This is a genomic window from Flavimarina sp. Hel_I_48 (assembly GCF_000733945.1).
Lineage (GTDB): Bacteria > Bacteroidota > Bacteroidia > Flavobacteriales > Flavobacteriaceae > Leeuwenhoekiella.
In genome coordinates, this window is record NZ_JPOL01000002.1 from 1,520,704 (window position 1) to 1,538,583 (window position 17,880).

General features: G+C 43.0%; 14 protein-coding genes. 11 read left to right on the forward strand and 3 right to left on the reverse strand.

Annotated features, from left to right (window positions below; all coding sequences use genetic code 11):
* Positions 1–31 precede the first annotated feature (31 nt).
* The 7 genes from P162_RS06815 (at position 32) to P162_RS06845 (ending at position 9,436) form a co-directional block, all read left to right on the forward strand.
* The gene (locus P162_RS06815) at positions 32–2,197 is read left to right on the forward strand and encodes a Tex family protein (RefSeq protein WP_031426511.1); all 2,166 of its coding nucleotides are present in this window, start codon (positions 32–34) and stop codon (positions 2,195–2,197) included.
* A gap of 298 nt (positions 2,198–2,495) precedes the next feature.
* Positions 2,496–3,398 (forward strand): histone deacetylase, encoded by a 903-nt coding sequence (locus P162_RS06820; protein ID WP_031426513.1) that lies wholly within the window; start codon positions 2,496–2,498, stop codon positions 3,396–3,398.
* Between the two features lie 101 nt (positions 3,399–3,499).
* Positions 3,500–4,102 carry an NAD(P)H:quinone oxidoreductase gene (wrbA, locus tag P162_RS06825; RefSeq protein ID WP_031426514.1) on the forward strand — a complete coding sequence of 201 codons (603 nt, stop codon included), beginning with the start codon at positions 3,500–3,502 and terminating at the stop codon, positions 4,100–4,102.
* Positions 4,103–4,391: 289 nt separating this feature from the next.
* Positions 4,392–4,670, forward strand: coding sequence for a DUF4212 domain-containing protein (locus P162_RS06830; RefSeq protein ID WP_031426515.1), 279 nt, complete (start codon positions 4,392–4,394; stop codon positions 4,668–4,670).
* Complete coding sequence (locus tag P162_RS06835; RefSeq protein WP_031426516.1) at positions 4,667–6,439, forward strand: sodium:solute symporter family protein; 1,773 nt, start codon at positions 4,667–4,669, stop codon at positions 6,437–6,439. Before P162_RS06830 ends, P162_RS06835 begins: the two co-directional genes overlap by 4 nt.
* A gap of 194 nt (positions 6,440–6,633) precedes the next feature.
* Positions 6,634–8,544 carry an acetate--CoA ligase gene (gene acs / locus P162_RS06840; protein ID WP_031426517.1) on the forward strand — a complete coding sequence of 637 codons (1,911 nt, stop codon included), beginning with the start codon at positions 6,634–6,636 and terminating at the stop codon, positions 8,542–8,544.
* Positions 8,545–8,653: 109 nt separating this feature from the next.
* A complete protein-coding gene (locus P162_RS06845; protein WP_031426518.1) occupies positions 8,654–9,436 on the forward strand; it encodes a DUF1080 domain-containing protein in 783 nt (260 codons plus the stop codon).
* A gap of 203 nt (positions 9,437–9,639) precedes the next feature.
* Here P162_RS06845 and recQ read toward each other — a convergent pair whose 3' ends face one another.
* Both recQ and P162_RS06855 read right to left on the reverse strand, forming a co-directional pair.
* Positions 9,640–11,760, reverse strand: a complete 2,121-nt coding sequence (recQ, locus tag P162_RS06850) for a DNA helicase RecQ (protein ID WP_031426519.1) — start codon at positions 11,758–11,760, stop codon at positions 9,640–9,642.
* 226 nt (positions 11,761–11,986) lie between these two features.
* Entirely contained in the window at positions 11,987–12,853 is an 867-nt protein-coding gene (locus P162_RS06855) for a helix-turn-helix domain-containing protein (protein WP_206340680.1), read from the reverse strand.
* 117 nt (positions 12,854–12,970) lie between these two features.
* On the opposite strand from P162_RS06855, the gene P162_RS06860 reads away from it, so the two are divergent.
* The 4 genes from P162_RS06860 (at position 12,971) to P162_RS06875 (ending at position 16,584) form a co-directional block, all read left to right on the forward strand.
* The gene (locus P162_RS06860; RefSeq protein ID WP_081868389.1) at positions 12,971–14,335 is read left to right on the forward strand and encodes a nucleoside hydrolase-like domain-containing protein; all 1,365 of its coding nucleotides are present in this window, start codon (positions 12,971–12,973) and stop codon (positions 14,333–14,335) included.
* A 386-nt stretch (positions 14,336–14,721) separates the two neighbouring features.
* Positions 14,722–15,108 carry a VOC family protein gene (locus P162_RS06865; RefSeq protein WP_031426522.1) on the forward strand — a complete coding sequence of 129 codons (387 nt, stop codon included), beginning with the start codon at positions 14,722–14,724 and terminating at the stop codon, positions 15,106–15,108.
* Positions 15,105–15,710: a DapH/DapD/GlmU-related protein gene (locus P162_RS06870; RefSeq protein ID WP_031426523.1), complete on the forward strand. Its 606-nt coding sequence runs from the start codon at positions 15,105–15,107 to the stop codon at positions 15,708–15,710. Before P162_RS06865 ends, P162_RS06870 begins: the two co-directional genes overlap by 4 nt.
* Positions 15,711–16,173: 463 nt before the next feature.
* A complete protein-coding gene (locus P162_RS06875) occupies positions 16,174–16,584 on the forward strand; it encodes a hypothetical protein (RefSeq protein WP_031426524.1) in 411 nt (136 codons plus the stop codon).
* A gap of 97 nt (positions 16,585–16,681) precedes the next feature.
* Here P162_RS06875 and P162_RS06880 read toward each other — a convergent pair whose 3' ends face one another.
* Positions 16,682–17,824: a cystathionine gamma-synthase gene (locus tag P162_RS06880; protein WP_031426525.1), complete on the reverse strand. Its 1,143-nt coding sequence runs from the start codon at positions 17,822–17,824 to the stop codon at positions 16,682–16,684.
* Positions 17,825–17,880 lie beyond the last annotated feature (56 nt).

The window sequence follows — 17,880 nt, forward strand, 5'->3', positions numbered from 1 at the left end:
GAACTAAATTCAGCATTACTAAAAAACATTTATGCCCAGCATTCAAGATTTCATAATCCAACAAACCTCAATCTCACATGCTGGAGTAAAAAACACCCTCCAGCTTCTGGCAGAAGACTGTACCATTCCCTTTATTTCCCGCTATCGGAAAGAGCGTACCGGGAATCTGGACGAAGTGCAGATTGGTGAAATTGTAAAGCTCAAAGAGCAGTTTGAAACGCTGGAAAAGAGGAAAGGCACTATTCTAAAAGCGCTGGAAGATCAGAACGCGCTCACTCCAGATTTACAAAAGCAGATTGAAAATACGCAGGACGCAACCACCCTTGAAGATCTTTACCTGCCTTTCAAAAAGAAGCGGAAAACCAAAGCTGATACTGCCCGAAATAACGGACTCGAACCACTCGCTAAAATCATCATGTCGCAACCCAGCGGCATGAACGCACAAAAATTGACCGAAACCGCTTCAAAATATGCCAAAAAAGAGGTGAAATCCAGCGAGGAGGCACTGGAAGGTGCGCGCTATATTATTGCAGAATGGGTAAATGAACGCACTGATGTTCGCAATGCACTGCGCCGGGAACTGGAGCGTAATGCCGTGCTCACGACCAAGGTTATAAAAGCCCAGAAAGAAGAGGAAAAAGCGCAAAAATACCGCGATTATTTCAAGTGGGAAGAGGCCTTAAGAAATTGTCCATCGCACCGGTTTTTAGCTATTTTGAGGGCAGAAAAAGAAGGTTTTATACGGGTAAAAATAACTATTGATGAGGAACGCGCATTAGAACACATCAACAGAAAAGTAATAAAATCCCCTTCCGCGTGCGCGGAACAGATCAGCATGGCGGTTGAGGATGGTTACAAACGTTTGCTTTTCCCCGCACTTTCCAATGAGGTTTTAAATTCGGCAAAGGAAAAAGCGGATAACGAAGCGATTTTGGTGTTTGCCAAAAATCTAAAACAGCTGCTACTGGGTGCTCCACTGGGTCAAAAGCGCATTCTTGCCATTGATCCCGGGTTTAGGACGGGCTGCAAAGTGGTTTGCCTGGATGCGCAGGGCGGCCTGCAGCATAACGAAACCATTTATCCCCACCCGCCTAAAAAAGACATCAAAGGCGCCAGCAAAAAAATCAGTTTTCTGGTTGAGGCGTATAAGATTGACGCGATTGCCATAGGCAACGGTACCGCCTCGCGCGAGACCGAACATTTTATACGTAAAATCCCTTTCAAGACCGATCTGCAAGTGTTTGTGGTAAGCGAGGCCGGGGCAAGTATTTATTCGGCATCGCCCATTGCGCGGGCAGAATTTCCCAATTATGATGTAACCGTGCGCGGCGCGGTTTCCATAGGTCGCAGACTTGCAGATCCACTGGCTGAACTGGTGAAAATTGATGCAAAATCAATTGGTGTGGGGCAATATCAGCATGATGTAGATCAGGTCAAATTGCAAAGCGAACTGGACCGCGTGGTTGAAACCTGCGTGAACGCGGTGGGCGTAAATATCAATACCGCCAGTGCCCCGCTGCTGAGCTACGTTTCGGGAATAGGTGATAAACTGGCCGAAAATATTGTTGCCCACCGGGAGGAAAACGGTGCGTTTGCTTCGCGAAAAGAGATACTAAACGTCGCCCGACTTGGTGCTAAAGCCTTTGAACAATCGGCTGGATTTCTTCGTATACGCGATGGTAAAAATCCACTGGATAATTCTGCCGTGCATCCGGAAAGTTACCCAATTGTTGAAAAAATGGCTAAAAATGCCCATAAATCGGTTGCCGAATTGATTGGAAACACGTCTGAACTTAGCGATATAAATCTTGAAAAATACGAGACCGAAAGTGTGGGATTGCTTACACTAAAGGATATTATTAACGAACTTGAAAAACCCGGACTGGATATTCGCGCGGAAGCAAAAGTGTTTACTTTCAATCAAAACATCAAGACTATCGAAGATCTGGAAAAGGGCCAATTATTGCCCGGAATTGTCAATAATGTGACCAATTTTGGTGCTTTTGTGGATATTGGGATCAAAGAAAGTGGTCTTATCCATATCTCCAATCTCGCCGAAGGTTTTGTGAGCGATGTAAGTGCGCATGTCGCTCTTCATGAACAAGTAGTGGTTGAAGTGCTTGATGTTGATATTCCGCGGAAGCGCATTCAGTTGAAGAAAAGTAAAATCCCCCTAACCCCCAAAGGGGGGAAGTGACGCGCTGACCTGCAAGGCGATGTGCTGAGTTTATCGAAGTATATGAGAGAGGCACGAGCGGTTCCTTGTAGGTCTAATTGGATTCCACGTTAGACCTACAAGGAGGTCTTCGTTCCTCAGACAACACCTTGCAGGTTAAAAAAAGGAGGGGAGCTTTAACCTTAGTTTCAATTTTAAAATCGCAATTTAAGGCTCCTTCCCTTTCCAAGGGAAGGTGGCAGTGCGCAGCACTGACGGAAGGGTTTGCGCCCTAAACTTAAATAACCCGTTAGCGTGTAAACATCCTATTAATAAATCAATGCTAAAAATCGCTTACCATCCCATTTACAAACACCCCTTGCCGAAAGGGCACCGTTTCCCTATGGAAAAATATGAACTGCTGCCCCAGCAATTATTGCTGGAGGGAACGGTAACCCAGGCTGATTTTTACGAACCGGGAATGCCCGATGAAAACTATATACTTGCGGTACATACTCAGGAATATTTTCAGAATTTAAAAGCACTGGACCTGGAGCGCAGGGCGGCAAGAAAAGTGGGGTTTCCACTTTCTGCGGAACTTGTGCAACGCGAGCAGATCATCGCACAGGGCACAATTATGGGATGTGATTTTGCTTTAGAACATGGTATCGCTTTTAATATCGCCGGCGGTACGCACCATGCCTATAGCGATCATGGGGAAGCTTTTTGCCTGTTGCATGATCAGGCGATTGGCGCGCGCTATTTACAGGCTAACAGACTCGCGAAAAAAATACTGATCGTTGACCTGGATGTGCATCAGGGCAATGGGACGGCAGAGATCTTTCAGAAAGATGATTCCGTATTTACTTTTTCCATGCATGGCGCGGGCAATTATCCATTTAAAAAGGAGGTTTCTGATCTTGATATCGCCCTTCCCGATAAAACCGGCGATGAAATTTATCTGGCGAAATTAAAAGAAACCTTGCCCCGGTTGATCGATGAAGTAAAACCTGATTTTATCTTTTACCTCAGCGGTGTTGACATTCTGGAAACGGACAAGTTGGGCCGATTAAGCTGTACAGTTGATGGTTGTAAAAAGCGCGATGAATTTGCCCTAAGCTGCTTCCGCGAAAGCGAAATCCCGGTTCAGGTAAGTATGGGCGGCGGTTATTCCCCAGATATTAAAATTATCATTGAAGCGCATGCGAATACCTACCGGGTGGCGCGAAAAATCTTCGTCTAAAATCCCATTTTTAGCATTACAATAACATTTTTTAGCATAATTGAAACGGTTCTGCCTCCTTTTAATAAGTATATTATAAACACTTAAAAATAAAATATACTATGGGAATTAAAGTAGCAGTAATCTATTATAGCGCAACAGGGACAAATTATGAAATGGCAAAGCAAGCTCGCGATGCCGTAAAATCTGAAAACGTGGACGAGGTTAAGCTTTTAAAGTTTAAAGAAACCGCACCACAGGAAGCTATCAATAGTAAGGAAGACTGGAAAAAGCATGTGGAAAACACTAAAGATATCCCAGAAGTAACCCTTGATGACCTGGAAGCAGCAGATGCGATCATCTTCAGTATTCCTACACGCTACGGTAACATGCCGTCTCAAGTGCAAAGCTTTTTTGACACTACCGGCGGGCTGTGGTCTGATGGTAAACTGGTAAACAAAGTGGTTAGCGGTATGACCAGCGCCCAGAACCCACATGGCGGTCAGGAAACCACATTAATGTCTTTGTATAAAACCATGATTCACTGGGGAGCAATTATCGCCCCACCAAGTTATACAGATCCCGTAATCTTTAAATCTGGCGGAAATCCATACGGTACAAGTACCGAAGGCGGCGATGTTTCTGATGCGGTAAAAGCATCGATCAAACACCAGGCACAACGAACCGTGCAAATAGGTCGCTGGATAAAAGCAGGAATGAACTAAATCATATCCTTAAAAAGAAAATTAAACCTTGTAGAAATAATTTCTGCAAGGTTTTTTTTGAGTAACAGGCATTCTTAAATGCTATATAAAATTCACATATATAAGTCAGATTTGAATACTTCTACAAAAACAGAAAAAGTACCCTCATTGTTAAATAGCACTATTTATACTTCTAATTTGCCCTTTTCTTCGCAAACGTTTTAGTTTTTTAACTATATTCGGAACTTCTTTATAAAAACGGCTTATTTTCGATTAAAATTGGGCGTTTTTTCAACAAAATTGAACGTTTATGACCGAAAAACAGAAAGCTTCCGCATACTGGAAGGAGAATATAAAATACCTTGTGATCCTATTAACTATCTGGTTTGTCGTATCCTTTGGGTGCGGCATTTTATTTAAGGATGAACTCGATGCATTCCGGTTGGGTGGTTTCAAACTCGGTTTTTGGTTTGCCCAGCAAGGTTCGATTTATGTTTTTGTCGTCCTCATTTTTGTTTACGTCTATTTAATGAATAAGCTGGATAAAAAGTATGGCTATGACGAACCTTCAAATGCTAAGAAGTCATGAGCGTACAGGTATGGACATGGATTTTAGTGGGAATCACTTTTGCCCTTTATTTTGGTATCGCGATCTGGGCACGCGCAGGGTCAACAAAAGAATTTTATGTGGCCGGTGGGAATGTTTCCCCGCTGGCAAATGCCATGGCCACCGCGGCAGACTGGATGAGCGCGGCCTCGTTTATCTCCATGGCCGGGCTGATCTCTTTTATGGGCTATGATGGTTCCGTTTACCTGATGGGATGGACGGGTGGTTATGTGCTGCTGGCATTGCTTTTAGCGCCCTATCTGCGGAAATTTGGCAAGTTCACCGTGCCTGATTTTATTGGCGATCGCTATTATTCTAACACGGCACGCACCGTTGCGGTGATCTGTGCGCTTATCGTTTCCTTTACTTATGTGGCCGGTCAAATGCGCGGCGTGGGTATTGTTTTCTCACAGTTTCTGCAAGTGGAAATCTTCTGGGGTGTAATAATAGGCATGGTGGTGGTTTTGGCTTTTGCCCTTCTGGGCGGTATGAAAGGAATCACCTATACCCAAGTGGCGCAGTATTGTGTGCTCATCTTTGCCTTTATGGTCCCCGCAATCTTTATTTCCATACAAATGACGGGGAATATCATACCGCAGATTGGGATGGGCGGCACGGTAGAAGATGGTACATTTCTACTTGACAAACTTGACACGCTGCACACGCAGCTGGGTTTTAAAGAATACACAAGCGGAAGCAAATCTACCTGGGACGTATTTGCAATTACTCTGGCCCTCATGGCGGGTACTTCTGGCCTGCCGCACGTGATCGTCCGGTTTTTTACGGTTCCCAATGTTAAGGATGCACGCAAATCTGCCGGACTCGCACTGTTGCTTATCGCCATTTTATACACTACCGCGCCGGCGGTTTCCGTATTTGCACGTACCAATCTTATTGAAACCGTGAGCGAAAAAGCGTATACAAACTTGCCAGAATGGTTCAAAAACTGGGAAAACACCGGCTTAATTGCCTGGAGCGATAAAAATAATGACGGCAAAATTCAATATGTAAATGGCGAGGCGCTTACCGGCAAACCAGACTATATCTCAGCGCGCGGCGCTTCTGGAGAGCGAATCGTTACAAACGCTTCCGCGGAAGCAAACGAACTGTATGTAGATCGCGACATTATGGTGCTGGCCAATCCTGAAATTGCCGGTTTGCCCAACTGGGTCATCGCCCTTGTTGCGGCCGGCGGTCTGGCCGCTGCCCTTTCTACCGCAGCCGGTTTGTTGCTTGTTATTTCCACATCGGTTTCCCATGATTTGATCAAAAAACAACTCAAGCCAGAAATCAGCGAAAAAAGCGAATTATTGGCTGCGCGCATCAGTATTGTGGTTGCTGTGGTCATCGCCGGTTTCTTCGGGATTTATCCGCCGGGATTTGTTGCGGCGGTGGTCGCGCTCGCGTTTGGGCTTGCCGCAGCCTCTTTTTTTCCTGCGATCGTGCTCGGTATTTTTGACAAGCGCATGAACAAGGAAGGTGCCATTGCAGGAATAGTCGTGGGACTGGCGCTCATGCTGTTTTATATGATTCGGTTCAAAATCGGATTGATAGGCGTACTCGATCCCCTGCCAGAAAGTGAATGGTGGCTGGGCACTTCCCCAGAAGGTTTTGGTACGCTGGCCATGCTGCTCAATTTTGTGGTCGCCCTTGTGGTTTCCCGTTTTACACCGCCACCGCCAGAAGATGTTCAGGAAATTGTGGAAAGTATCAGAATTCCCAGTGGCGCCGGGGAAGCGCAGGGACATTAAGTCCTCCCCTCTATGCATTCCTCTCCCTATGGTCGTCGGTTGCAAGACCCAGGAGGGGGAATAAAATTCCGTAGTAAACTTTTTATTTCAGTTAACACTAAGAATTTCCGCTTTGCGAAATGGATTTCGTAGTTTTAATGAAAATAGAACAATGAGCCTAAAAAACGGACTTTTTCGCCTAAAACCAACCAATAATGAGCAATTATCACATCAAACATTTAGAGGAATATTTTCAGGTTTACCGCAAATCTGTGCGCGATCCTGAAAACTACTGGGAGGAGATCGCAGAAGAGCATTTTCTCTGGCACAAGCGATGGGACAACGTCTTAAGTTGGGATTTTGAAAAACCCGAAGTTAAGTGGTTTGAAGGTGCAAAGCTCAATATTACCGAAAATTGCATTGACAGGCACCTGCGCACGCGCGGCAATAAAACAGCTATTTTATTTGAACCTAACGATAGTTCAGAAAAAGCACAACACATAACCTATAATGCATTGCATGACAAGGTTTGCCAATTTGCGAACGTGCTCAAGCAGCAGGGCGTAAAAAAAGGGGACCGCGTTTGTATTTACCTGCCCATGATCCCTGAATTGTCTTATGCGGTTTTGGCCTGCGCACGCATTGGAGCGATACACTCGGTGGTATTTGCAGGTTTTTCCGCGAAAGCGCTCGCCACACGAATCAATGACAGTGATTGTAAGCTAGTGATCACATCTGATGGATCGTACCGCGGTAAAAAAGTGCTGGATTTAAAAAGCATCGTTGATGAAGCTTTAGAAACGTGTGAATGCGTAGAAAACGTACTTGTTGTGAAACGCACCAGGTCTAAAATTTCTATGAAAGATGATCGGGATCAATGGTTGGCACCGCTGATGGATGCCGCTGAAAAAACCTGCGAACCTGAAATTATGGATGCCGAAGATCCCCTGTTTATCCTCTACACCTCTGGCTCTACGGGAACACCAAAAGGGATGGTGCATACCACGGCAGGCTATATGGTCTACACAGCCTTTACGTTCAAGAACGTTTTTCAATACACAGAAGATGATATTTACTGGTGTACGGCAGATATAGGCTGGATTACGGGCCACAGTTACATTGTTTATGGTCCGCTGGCCAATGGCGCCACCACCGTTATGTTTGAAGGTGTGCCCTCTTATCCTGATCATGGTAGATTTTGGGAAATTGTTGAAAAACATAAAGTCACCCAGTTTTATACCGCGCCCACGGCAATACGCGCGCTTGGTAAGGAAAAGCTCGATTTTGTGGAAAAATATGATCTTTCTTCGCTCAAAGTCCTCGGTACGGTGGGCGAACCCATTAATGAAGAAGCGTGGCACTGGTACGATGAAAATATAGGTAAGCGAAAATGTCCCATTGTAGATACCTGGTGGCAAACGGAAACGGGAGGTATTTTGATTTCACCCATTCCCTATTCCACCCCGGCAATACCCACTTTTGCCACGCTCCCGTTACCCGGAATACAACCTGCGCTGATGGATGAAGAAGGCAAGGAAATTCACGAGAACCAGGTAGATGGCCGCTTGTGCATAAAATTTCCCTGGCCCTCCATTGCACGTACGATCTGGGGCAACCATGAGCGCTATAAAGAAACGTATTTTTCAGCATATAAAAACATGTATTTTACCGGGGATGGTGCGCTACGGGACAGCGTGGGCTATTATAGGATCACGGGTCGCGTGGATGATGTGGTCATTGTTTCCGGGCATAATCTGGGTACCGCGCCCATTGAAGATGCGATCAACGAGCATCCCGCTGTGGCAGAAAGTGCGATTGTGGGCTTTCCACACGACGTAAAAGGCAACGCGCTTTACGGTTATGTGATTTTAAAGGAAACCGGAGAAACGCGTGATCGTGACAACGTACGCAAGGAAATCAACCAACTTATTTCTGAAAGGATAGGACCCATCGCAAAACTGGACAAAATCCAGTTTACCAGCGGACTGCCAAAAACACGAAGCGGAAAGATCATGCGGCGCATATTACGCAAAATAGCTTCTGGAGACACCAGTAATCTTGGGGACACCAGCACGCTTTTAAATCCTGAGATCGTAGATGAAATCATGGAAAATGTGCTAAAATAAGAACAAGATACTACGTTTTCTAAGCCTTATATTACGGAAATGGCGCAGAAGTGTATCTTTTAAACATTAATAATTAACTTTCGACTTTAAAATAAAAACCATAGAATATATGAAATCAATGAAGCTTTTTTTAACTGCTGGTGTACTGGCAGGTACGTTCCAGATATATGCACAAGAGCAAAGTGAGGTTCCCGAAGTATCTCCCATGCCCATGAAACCCGAGATGACCGAAATCTGGCAGCCGGAAGTTGAAGTTGTAACACCAGCAAAAAAACTGGGCGATGCCCCATCTGATGCTATTGTCCTTTTTGATGGTAAAAATCTCGATCAATGGGTTAGCCAAAAAGATACTACGCAAACCGCTCCCTGGGAAGTTGTAGACAACGATTATTTACAGGTCGTTCCCGGTTCTGGAATGATACAGACTAAAAAGAAATTTGGCGATATCCAATTGCACCTCGAGTTCAGCGCACCAGACAAAGTTGAGGGATCAAGCCAGGGTCGGGGCAACAGTGGGGTGTTTTTTCAAAACCGCTATGAACTGCAAATTTTAGATTCCTATAACAACCGTACCTACCGCAATGGGCAGGCCGGCAGTATTTATAAGGATCACGCCCCGCTGGTCAACCCTATGCGCGGCCCACTGGAATGGAATGTTTACGATGTAGTTTACAGGGCGCCACGCTTTAAGGAAAATGGACTTATAGATTCCCCTGCGGAAATTACCGTTTTTCTGAACGGTGTCCTGGTACAGAACAATGCCACAATAAACGGACTCACGCAATACATTGGACTTCATGATTACCCAGAATCTCACGGTAATGATGTGATCGCCCTTCAGGATCATGGTAACAAAACCCAGTTTAGGAATATTTGGGTACGCGAGCTTTAAATTTATTGGGTCACAGTCCTTTTTAGTGTAAATAGCTAAAAAGAGAGTTGCGAATAGAGCAGCGCGTCTATATTTAGATTAAGAAAACAGGATCAAAAAGGTTGTTTTAAGGTAAAAAACAACCCTTTTTGATCCTGTTTTTTATATTTTCCGCCCATTTATCAAGCTTAATATAACCAGTATTTTTATAAAAATATCTTGATTTATTGATCTGAAATTAGCAGATAAAGACCCATTTTAATCTTCCAGTAGGGCATTTTTTCTTCAAAATGAATGAAAAATTCCTTAAGGCCTGTAGGATCCTCAATTTCAGATTTTGCGCGATCTATTGATTCGAGCTCTTCGGTAGTAATTAATTGGTGCAGATCAATGGCTTCGCCATCGGTTTTTAACTTCGTTAAATGACCATATATTGTTCCCGGTGCCAGATCCCTTTTTTCTGAAATTTCTTCTATGGAAAGCCCTTCGTTAAAAAGTTCGTGGGTTATTTTATATGTATTCCCCTTATTCTTTTTTGACTTCCTTTTCTTAGGTTTTTCCTGTTCAAGTAGTTCCAGGAAACGAGTACCGTACTTATCCAGTTTTGCCTGTCCCACACCGCTTACCATGATCATATCGTCAAGCGTTTGTGGTTTTTTAGCTTCCATATCTTTTAATGTGGCGTCACTAAAAACAATATAGGCCGGCACCCCTTCTTCTTTTGCAATGGCCGAGCGCAGTTCCCTGAATTTTTCAAAAAGAATGCCTGTGGCATCATCAAGCGTTCTGGCCACGCTCACCGCTGGTTTTTCCTTAACAAGACGGGCCAATTGTATCTGTTCCCCTTCAAAAAGTACTTTTTTAGCCAAAGGGGTCAACATGAGTCGGCCATGTTCATGAAACCGTATTTCAAGAACCCCCTGATTGATCATCTGGATCACATACTGCTGCAAATCGCGCCAAGGGATATCACTTGCCGCACCGTATGTCTTTACACTTTGATATCCTTTATCAAGAATAGTGGCATTTTCTGAGCCACGCAACACGTCAATAAGCGTTCCCATTGCTTCCTGCTCCTTTAAGCGTGCCACGGCAGAACACACCTTTTGCGCCAGCACGGTACCATCTATATATTGGGGCGGTCTTTTGCATATATCACAGTTGCCACAGTCCTCATAAATAAATTCCCCAAAATAATTGAGCAGCGCCTTTCGGCGGCAGCTTAGCGCTTCGGCATATTGCTGCATGCGGTCCAGCTTGGCCAACTGGTATTCTTCCGTAGGGCTTCCTTCGGCAAATTTGCGCAACTGTACCGTATCTGCATAACTATAAAAAAGTAAGGTATGCGCGGGCAGGCCATCACGACCGCCACGCCCTATTTCCTGATAATAGCCTTCAATATTCTTCGGCATATTATAGTGAATTACCCAGCGTACATTGCTTTTGTCTATGCCCATACCAAAGGCGATGGTCGCCACGACTATTGGCGTACGGTCGTTAATAAAATCTTCCTGTACGCGCATGCGCTCTTCTGGGGTTAGCCCGGCGTGATAAGCTTCGGCCTTGTGACCGGCAGCGGCCAACTTCTCTGCCACAGATTCGGTATTTTTTCGGCTTAAGCAATAAATGATACCACTTTCATCCTGCCTGCTATCCAGAAAATCAAGAATTTGCTTGTTCCTGTTGTTTCCCGGTCGTACTTCAAGATACAGATTAGGACGGTCAAAAGAGGCCAGATGCTTCGTAGCCTGCGGTATGGCAAGCTGTTTCATGATATCATCCTGTGTCGCCTTATCTGCGGTAGCGGTAAGGGCGATCAAGGGCACATGGCTCATTCGTTTTTTTAAGTACGCAAGCTGGGTATAGGCCGGCCTAAAATCATGCCCCCAGGAAGAGATACAATGTGCTTCATCTACCGCAATAAGATTGATGGTAATGTTATTTAGATAATTATCCAAGAGGGAAAGGCTTTCAGGGGCAACGTAAATCAATTGCAATTTGCCGTTTTCCAGTTGGCTCAGGGTGTTTTTTTGTTCAATTTCTGGCTGGGAACTATTGAAATATGCTGCGGAAATACCATTCCCCCGCAAGGCATCTACCTGATCTTTCATTAGTGCGATTAGTGGGGAAATAACCAGTGCCGTACCTGGAAGTGCCAATGCCGGCAACTGAAAGCACAACGACTTCCCACCGCCCGTTGGCATTACCGCCATGGCGTCCCTACCCGCCATAATATCTGCAATGACCGACTCCTGATTAGGCCGAAAAGTATCGTACCCAAAATTAGTTTTAAGAAGTTGGAGCAGTTCGGTTTTTGTTTCTGTGGGTAAGGTTGTTGCTGGCATTCGGCAAAAATAGGGAATCTTGGAATTAAACTGGATAAAGAGAAAAGAATGGTTTGCTGAAGGAGGAGAAAGATTGGACTAGAACTAAAAAAAATGTCAACGTAGAAACTTTTTATTTAGTATGGTTTATTAAATTTTAAGAACACAGTTATATCCAAAAATCAAATAGTGTCTAAAAATGTCTTCCTTTAAATGAACTTTTAAAAAGAGAAAAATTTGGAAGAGTTTACCTACTAAAAAAAGTATTTCTAAATTCCCGTGGAGTACTATTGTTTGTTCTTTTAAATGCCAAGTTGAAACGGCTCATAGAGTTAAATCCACATTCGAAGGAAATATCGGTGATACTCTTGTCGGTCGTAACCAATTTCCGTTGGACCTGGGTAATTCTTTCCTGAACGATGTATTCGTTAAGCGTCATCCCAAAAGCCTTTTTAAAAACAACATTGGCATAGTCCGGGTGCAGTCCCACCTCGTTCCCGATATCTGTGGCCTTTATTGGTCGAAAATAATTTTGGGCTATATACATGGCCATTCGCTCTACATAACTTATGTCGCCTGAATGGATTTGTAAACCATTATTTTGCTTTTTTGGTAAAACCTTATCTGCCATTCGTATCAATCGTGCATGCATTTCGAGCAATACAGCCTCACTTCGATTTTTTGAAGACAGGTCCTTGATCCAGTTGTTTAGAAGAAATTCATCATGAATGGATTGTACCCCTGAATTTTCGGTGAGCACTTCTCCCTTAAGCACCCGGTCAACATAAAAAGCTGGAAGTTTCCATTCCAAGAATTGGGTCAAAGGAATTGTACAGACATAGTAGGGAGCGGATTTACCATAACTTACAATCTGGTGGGGAACGAGACCCCAAAACAACGCCAAACTATTCTCTGGAATGGTTGTTTTGGAGCCGCGAAATAAATAGGTCAAATTACCCTCGGTAAGGTAGTTGATCTCAATTTCATTGTGGCGGTCGGGTTTTTGCATCAAATTTGGCCTCCATAGTTCACAGGTCAATCCATAGGGACTAAACGCGCCACGCCCCTTATCAAACTTTTTTAAATTCTCGGGATACAGTATGTTATTTTCCAATTCGTATTATTTTATGTAGAAATACGAGACTAAATTTACACAATAATTCAATTTAATAGGACAATTTATATATTCAGAGAAATTAATTGTCAGAGAAAGCTTAACTCCATTGCAAAAATGAAAAACACTTGGGTCCCATTAATCTTCCTATTCCTATTTGCATCCCGTGTTTCTGCACAGGCCATACAAGAACAGGAACTTGAAGGCATATCCTACAGACCAAGGATCATAAACACTACCGATCTGGGTGCCGATCCCGATGATAAACAATCTATGGTGCGTCAATTAGTAAGCGCCAGCGAGTTTGATATCGAAGGATTGATCGTTGCCACCGGCTGTTGGAGAAAAACACAGAGCAATACCAAAATGTTGGACACAATTTTAGATGCATACGCAGCGGCATACCCCAATCTAAAAGTCCACGCGGATGGGTATCCCACTCCGGAATACCTAAGATCACTTTCAGTTATGGGTCAAACGGGTTATGGAATGGACGACGTGGGATCGGGAAAGGACAGTCCAGGTTCGGAATTAATTATCGCCTCGGCAGACGGGGACGACCCAAGGCCACTTTGGGTTATGGGATGGGGAGGCATGAACACTATCGCACAGGCGCTTTGGAAAGTACGTGATACACGATCTGATGAAGGTTTGAAAAAATTCCTGAGCAAGCTTCGCCTCTTTGATGTTCTTGGGCAGGACGACGCCGGTGCCTGGATCGCGAAAAACTTTCCAGATGTTTTTTACATCCGTGCTACCGGAGTATACGGTTGGCAACCGCCAAAAAATGGTGATTATCAACGTAATGCCATTCAAAACCATGGTCCCCTTGGCGCTGTTTATCCAGATACCCAGTGGGCCACAGAGGGAGACAGCCCGGCTTTCATGCATGTATATCCGAACGGACTCAATGATCCCGGACAAATTGACCAGGGCAGTTGGGGCGGTCGATTTGATCCAACCAGAAAAGCCGGTATTCGAAGCATGTCCGAGGTGGCAAAAATAGAGAATGATGCAGAAACACAATATGACCCCTACTATATGTACGGCAATACGGAAGAAGGTGCAGATGCGATAAAGCGTTGGAGCAAGGGCTACAATAACGACTTTGCCGCACGTATGGATTGGAGCATCATAAGTAATTATAAGGATGCCAACCACCACCCTGTTGCTGTGCTGAACGGGGATAGGACCAGAAGGGTTATGTATATGACCGCATCAGCTGGCAATAATATTGTATTGAGTGCCGAAGGCTCTACGGACCCCGATGGCAATTCGATTTCATATGAATGGTCTTTTTATGATGAGCCCAGTTCGTATGAGGGTTCGGTATCCATTATGAACGACAAATCTATGAAAGCTTCTATTGAGATTCCTGAAAATTCAAAGGGCAGGAATATCCATGTGATCCTTGAAGTATATGATAATGGTTCTCCCAACCTGTATGCATATCGCCGTATGATCATCAATGTAAATCCATAGCATTGTTGAAATGAAACTGAATTTCAAGTTAACGTTTCTGGCGCTTTGTACTTTTTTGAACATGCAAATCATGGGCAACCCAAGAACAGGTCTCCAATATAAAAATGTAGGCTTTCCCATAAACACCACAGGTGTTAATTCGAATTGAGGTGTAATAAAACCCAGGTTTTCTTGAACTATACAAGGTTTATTTCAGGATTTCCTCCAAAATGTCTTTTAAATTAACCTGGTTAGATTTGGAAACTAATGTAAGTCAAGGACACGTATTATAAAATTTTTACAGCCATTTTTCGACTTATATCTCTGTATCACTATCTTTATATCCTCAAACGGATATTTATAGAAGATCTCTCCGAAATAATCATATAACCGCACAGTATTCCAAAATGGAAATCGAGAAATTACATCATATTGCCATCATATGTTCGGACTATAGAAAATCAAAGCATTTCTATACAGAGATTTTAGGGTTTGAAATTGGTAGTGAAATATACAGAACGGAGAGAAAATCTTATAAACTGGATCTTCTTTTGAACGGACAATATTTAATTGAACTGTTCTCCTTTCCCAATCCGTCCAATAGGCCCACAAGGCCAGAGGCAACGGGATTGAGGCATATTTGTTTTAGTGTGAAAGATATTGGCAATGCGATGGAATATTTAAGATCAAAAAATGTTGTAACCGAACCAATTCGGATAGACGAACATACCGGTAGGAAATTCACGTTTTTCAGCGACCCAGATGATCTACCGATCGAGATTTACGAAATATGATAAATTTAGAAAAGTACATTGATGATGTAAATTCAAAATTCCCGCATATCAAAAACCTGCAGCCATGGGAAATTGTACATGATATGGAAAGTATTTTATTACAAAGAATAAAACTCTTGGGTGATGATTATGAGATCAACGACAATGTTGCCATTCATAGGACAGCCACAATTGAACAGGGCGTAATCTTAAAGGGTACAATAATCATTTCCGAAAATTGTTCGTTAGGTGCGAATTCTTACTTTAGAGGGCCGATATTTTTGAGCAGCTCCGTAAGGATCGGGCCAGGTTCAGAAATAAAGCAATCCATGATATTCAATAATACCGCAGTGGCTCATTTTAATTATATCGGAAACAGCATAATTGGACAGAACATAAATTTTGAAGCGGGTTCAATCTGTGCCAACCACTTCAATGAAAGAAGGGACAAACGAATTTTTGTGACCCTTGATGGAAAAAGTATAGACACTAAGGTCGAAAAGTTTGGATCACTTGTTGGCGACAATTCAAAGATTGGCGCCAATGCGGTACTGTCTCCGGGGACAATTCTGGAAAAAGATAGTGTTGTAAAACGGCTTGAATTAATTGAACAAACAAAATGACGGAAGTCAGGGTAATTTTTCCCAACAAAGCTGAATCATTTAAAAGTTTAGTTTTTTAGCCTATAAATGAACTTCAAAGAAAATTAGGTTAAAAAGAGATTTTGGGTATTTTAACCCAGGTTTATTTGAACTATCCACCGGGCTCTAAAGAGCCTTTTTAATGTCTTTATATTAGCAACATATATTGCTTCTTCTTCAAGTTAATTCTAGAAAGTCCCACCTAGAATTCATTTTCCCATAACTAATTATTAAAATTTCTATTAGAGTATCATTTTAGGATCTCAATCACTCACTTAAGTAAATTTTCAATAAAAATTTCGATAGAATAAAAGCTCGAATTTGAATACAGTAATGATTTTTGAATCAAATTTTGATATACATTTGATAGAGAACAAAAATGTTCAAAACAACCGGAAAAACCTAAAAGTCAATCATTCAACTTCAAAACTACAAATTAAAACCAATGAAAAAAAAAGTACTCTTTTTATCTATTTTCCTTTTAATGTGCGGCAGCGCGTTCAGCCAATTCAAAGTAGGTTTTCACCAGTCTAACCTTCCTTTTATAGCGCTGGGTTACGAAATTCAAGATCGATTTACTCCAGAATTGAGATTGGGCAGTGATCAATTTATTGAAGATCTTTCGATTGAGGCTGTACTAACTTACAAATTCATCAATAAGGAAGATTATAATTTCTATGGAGGCTTAGGTTATAAGACCACTATTTATGAAGGATTGGTAATTCCTATAGGTTTTAATTTTTACCCTTTTGAAAATAAAAAATTTGGTTTTCATATAGAAGCGGCCCCTATCCTACTAAATGCTGATATTCTACGGGGTAGTTTTGGAATACATTACCGTTTCCTTAAAAGCTGATAATAAAACAGCAAGAACGGAACAAAAAAACGCCCTGTTTTCCTCCAAAAATTGGATAAAACAGGGCGTTTTCTGGTGTATTAAGCCAGTTTTCTGACTAATCCAGTGCTTGTTCTAAGTCGGCAAGAAGATCTTCTTCATCTTCTATACCCACACTCAGCCGAATCAGGGAATCTTTAATCCCTATTTTTTCGCGCTGCTCTTTAGGAATACTGGCGTGTGTCATACTCGCAGGATGACCGGCGAGGCTTTCCACTCCGCCCAGGCTTTCTGCAAGGGTGAAAACTTTAAGTTTTTCAACCACTTTTACGGCGCCCTCCTTAGAATCTTCGGTCGTAGTAAAAGATACCATACCACCATAATCCTTCATTTGTTTTTTTGCAATGTCATGGTTGGGGTGATCCTCAAAACCTGGCCAGTATACATGATCAACCTTAGGATGATTCTTAAGGAAATGTGCTACCGCCTTACCATTTTCACAATGACGCTGTACCCGTATATGCAGTGTTTTTATTCCGCGAAGCGCTAAAAAACTATCCTGTGGACCGCAAATTGCGCCACTGGCATTCTGTATAAAATAGAGTCGGTCTGCGAGTTCATCATCCTTGACCACCAGCGAACCCATAACCAGGTCACTATGCCCACCTATATATTTTGTAGCGCTGTGCATCACGATATCTGCGCCCAGATCAAGGGGCTGCTGCAAATAAGGAGTAGCAAAGGTATTGTCTACCGCAAGCAAAAGATCGTTCTTTTTTGCCACCTGGGAAACCGCCTCGATATCAATAACATTCATCATGGGATTTGTGGGGGTCTCCACCCAGATCAACTTGGTATTTTCATTGATATGCTCTGCGATCTTATCTGCATCCTGCATTCCCACAAAGTGAAATTTCAACCCGAAATCTTCAAAAATCTGTGTAAATAACCGGTAAGAACCGCCATAAAGATCATTTGTGGAGATTATCTCATCCCCGGGCTTAAATAATTTAAGCACCGCGTCTATAGCGGCTAGACCAGAGGCAAAAGCGACACCATGCTTTCCATTTTCTATGCTTGCCAGGGATTTCTCAAGGGCCGCACGGGTAGGATTTCCGCTTCGCGAATACTCAAAACCCTTATGGCCACCCGGAGTGGTCTGGGAAAAAGTAGATGTTTGATATATGGGGGGCATCACGCTGCCGTATGCAGGATCTACGTCCTTCTGGCCACCGTGAATGGTTTTGGTGTTAAATTTCATAATATACTGTGTTTTTAATCTTTCGTTAAAAGTGCCGTAAAAATACCAAGTGGTTA

Coding starts and splice junctions, on each gene's coding strand:
- P162_RS06860 (WP_081868389.1), top strand. CDS start 12,971: ATGAAAAACACTTGGGTCCCATTAATCTTCCTATTCCTATTTGCATCC.
- P162_RS06875 (WP_031426524.1), top strand. CDS start 16,174: ATGAAAAAAAAAGTACTCTTTTTATCTATTTTCCTTTTAATGTGCGGC.
- P162_RS06870 (WP_031426523.1), top strand. CDS start 15,105: ATGATAAATTTAGAAAAGTACATTGATGATGTAAATTCAAAATTCCCG.
- P162_RS06845 (WP_031426518.1), top strand. CDS start 8,654: ATGAAATCAATGAAGCTTTTTTTAACTGCTGGTGTACTGGCAGGTACG.
- P162_RS06830 (WP_031426515.1), top strand. CDS start 4,392: ATGACCGAAAAACAGAAAGCTTCCGCATACTGGAAGGAGAATATAAAA.
- P162_RS06815 (WP_031426511.1), top strand. CDS start 32: ATGCCCAGCATTCAAGATTTCATAATCCAACAAACCTCAATCTCACAT.
- P162_RS06880 (WP_031426525.1), bottom strand. CDS start 17,824: ATGAAATTTAACACCAAAACCATTCACGGTGGCCAGAAGGACGTAGAT.
- P162_RS06865 (WP_031426522.1), top strand. CDS start 14,722: ATGGAAATCGAGAAATTACATCATATTGCCATCATATGTTCGGACTAT.
- wrbA (WP_031426514.1), top strand. CDS start 3,500: ATGGGAATTAAAGTAGCAGTAATCTATTATAGCGCAACAGGGACAAAT.
- P162_RS06820 (WP_031426513.1), top strand. CDS start 2,496: ATGCTAAAAATCGCTTACCATCCCATTTACAAACACCCCTTGCCGAAA.
- recQ (WP_031426519.1), bottom strand. CDS start 11,760: ATGCCAGCAACAACCTTACCCACAGAAACAAAAACCGAACTGCTCCAA.
- P162_RS06835 (WP_031426516.1), top strand. CDS start 4,667: ATGAGCGTACAGGTATGGACATGGATTTTAGTGGGAATCACTTTTGCC.
- acs (WP_031426517.1), top strand. CDS start 6,634: ATGAGCAATTATCACATCAAACATTTAGAGGAATATTTTCAGGTTTAC.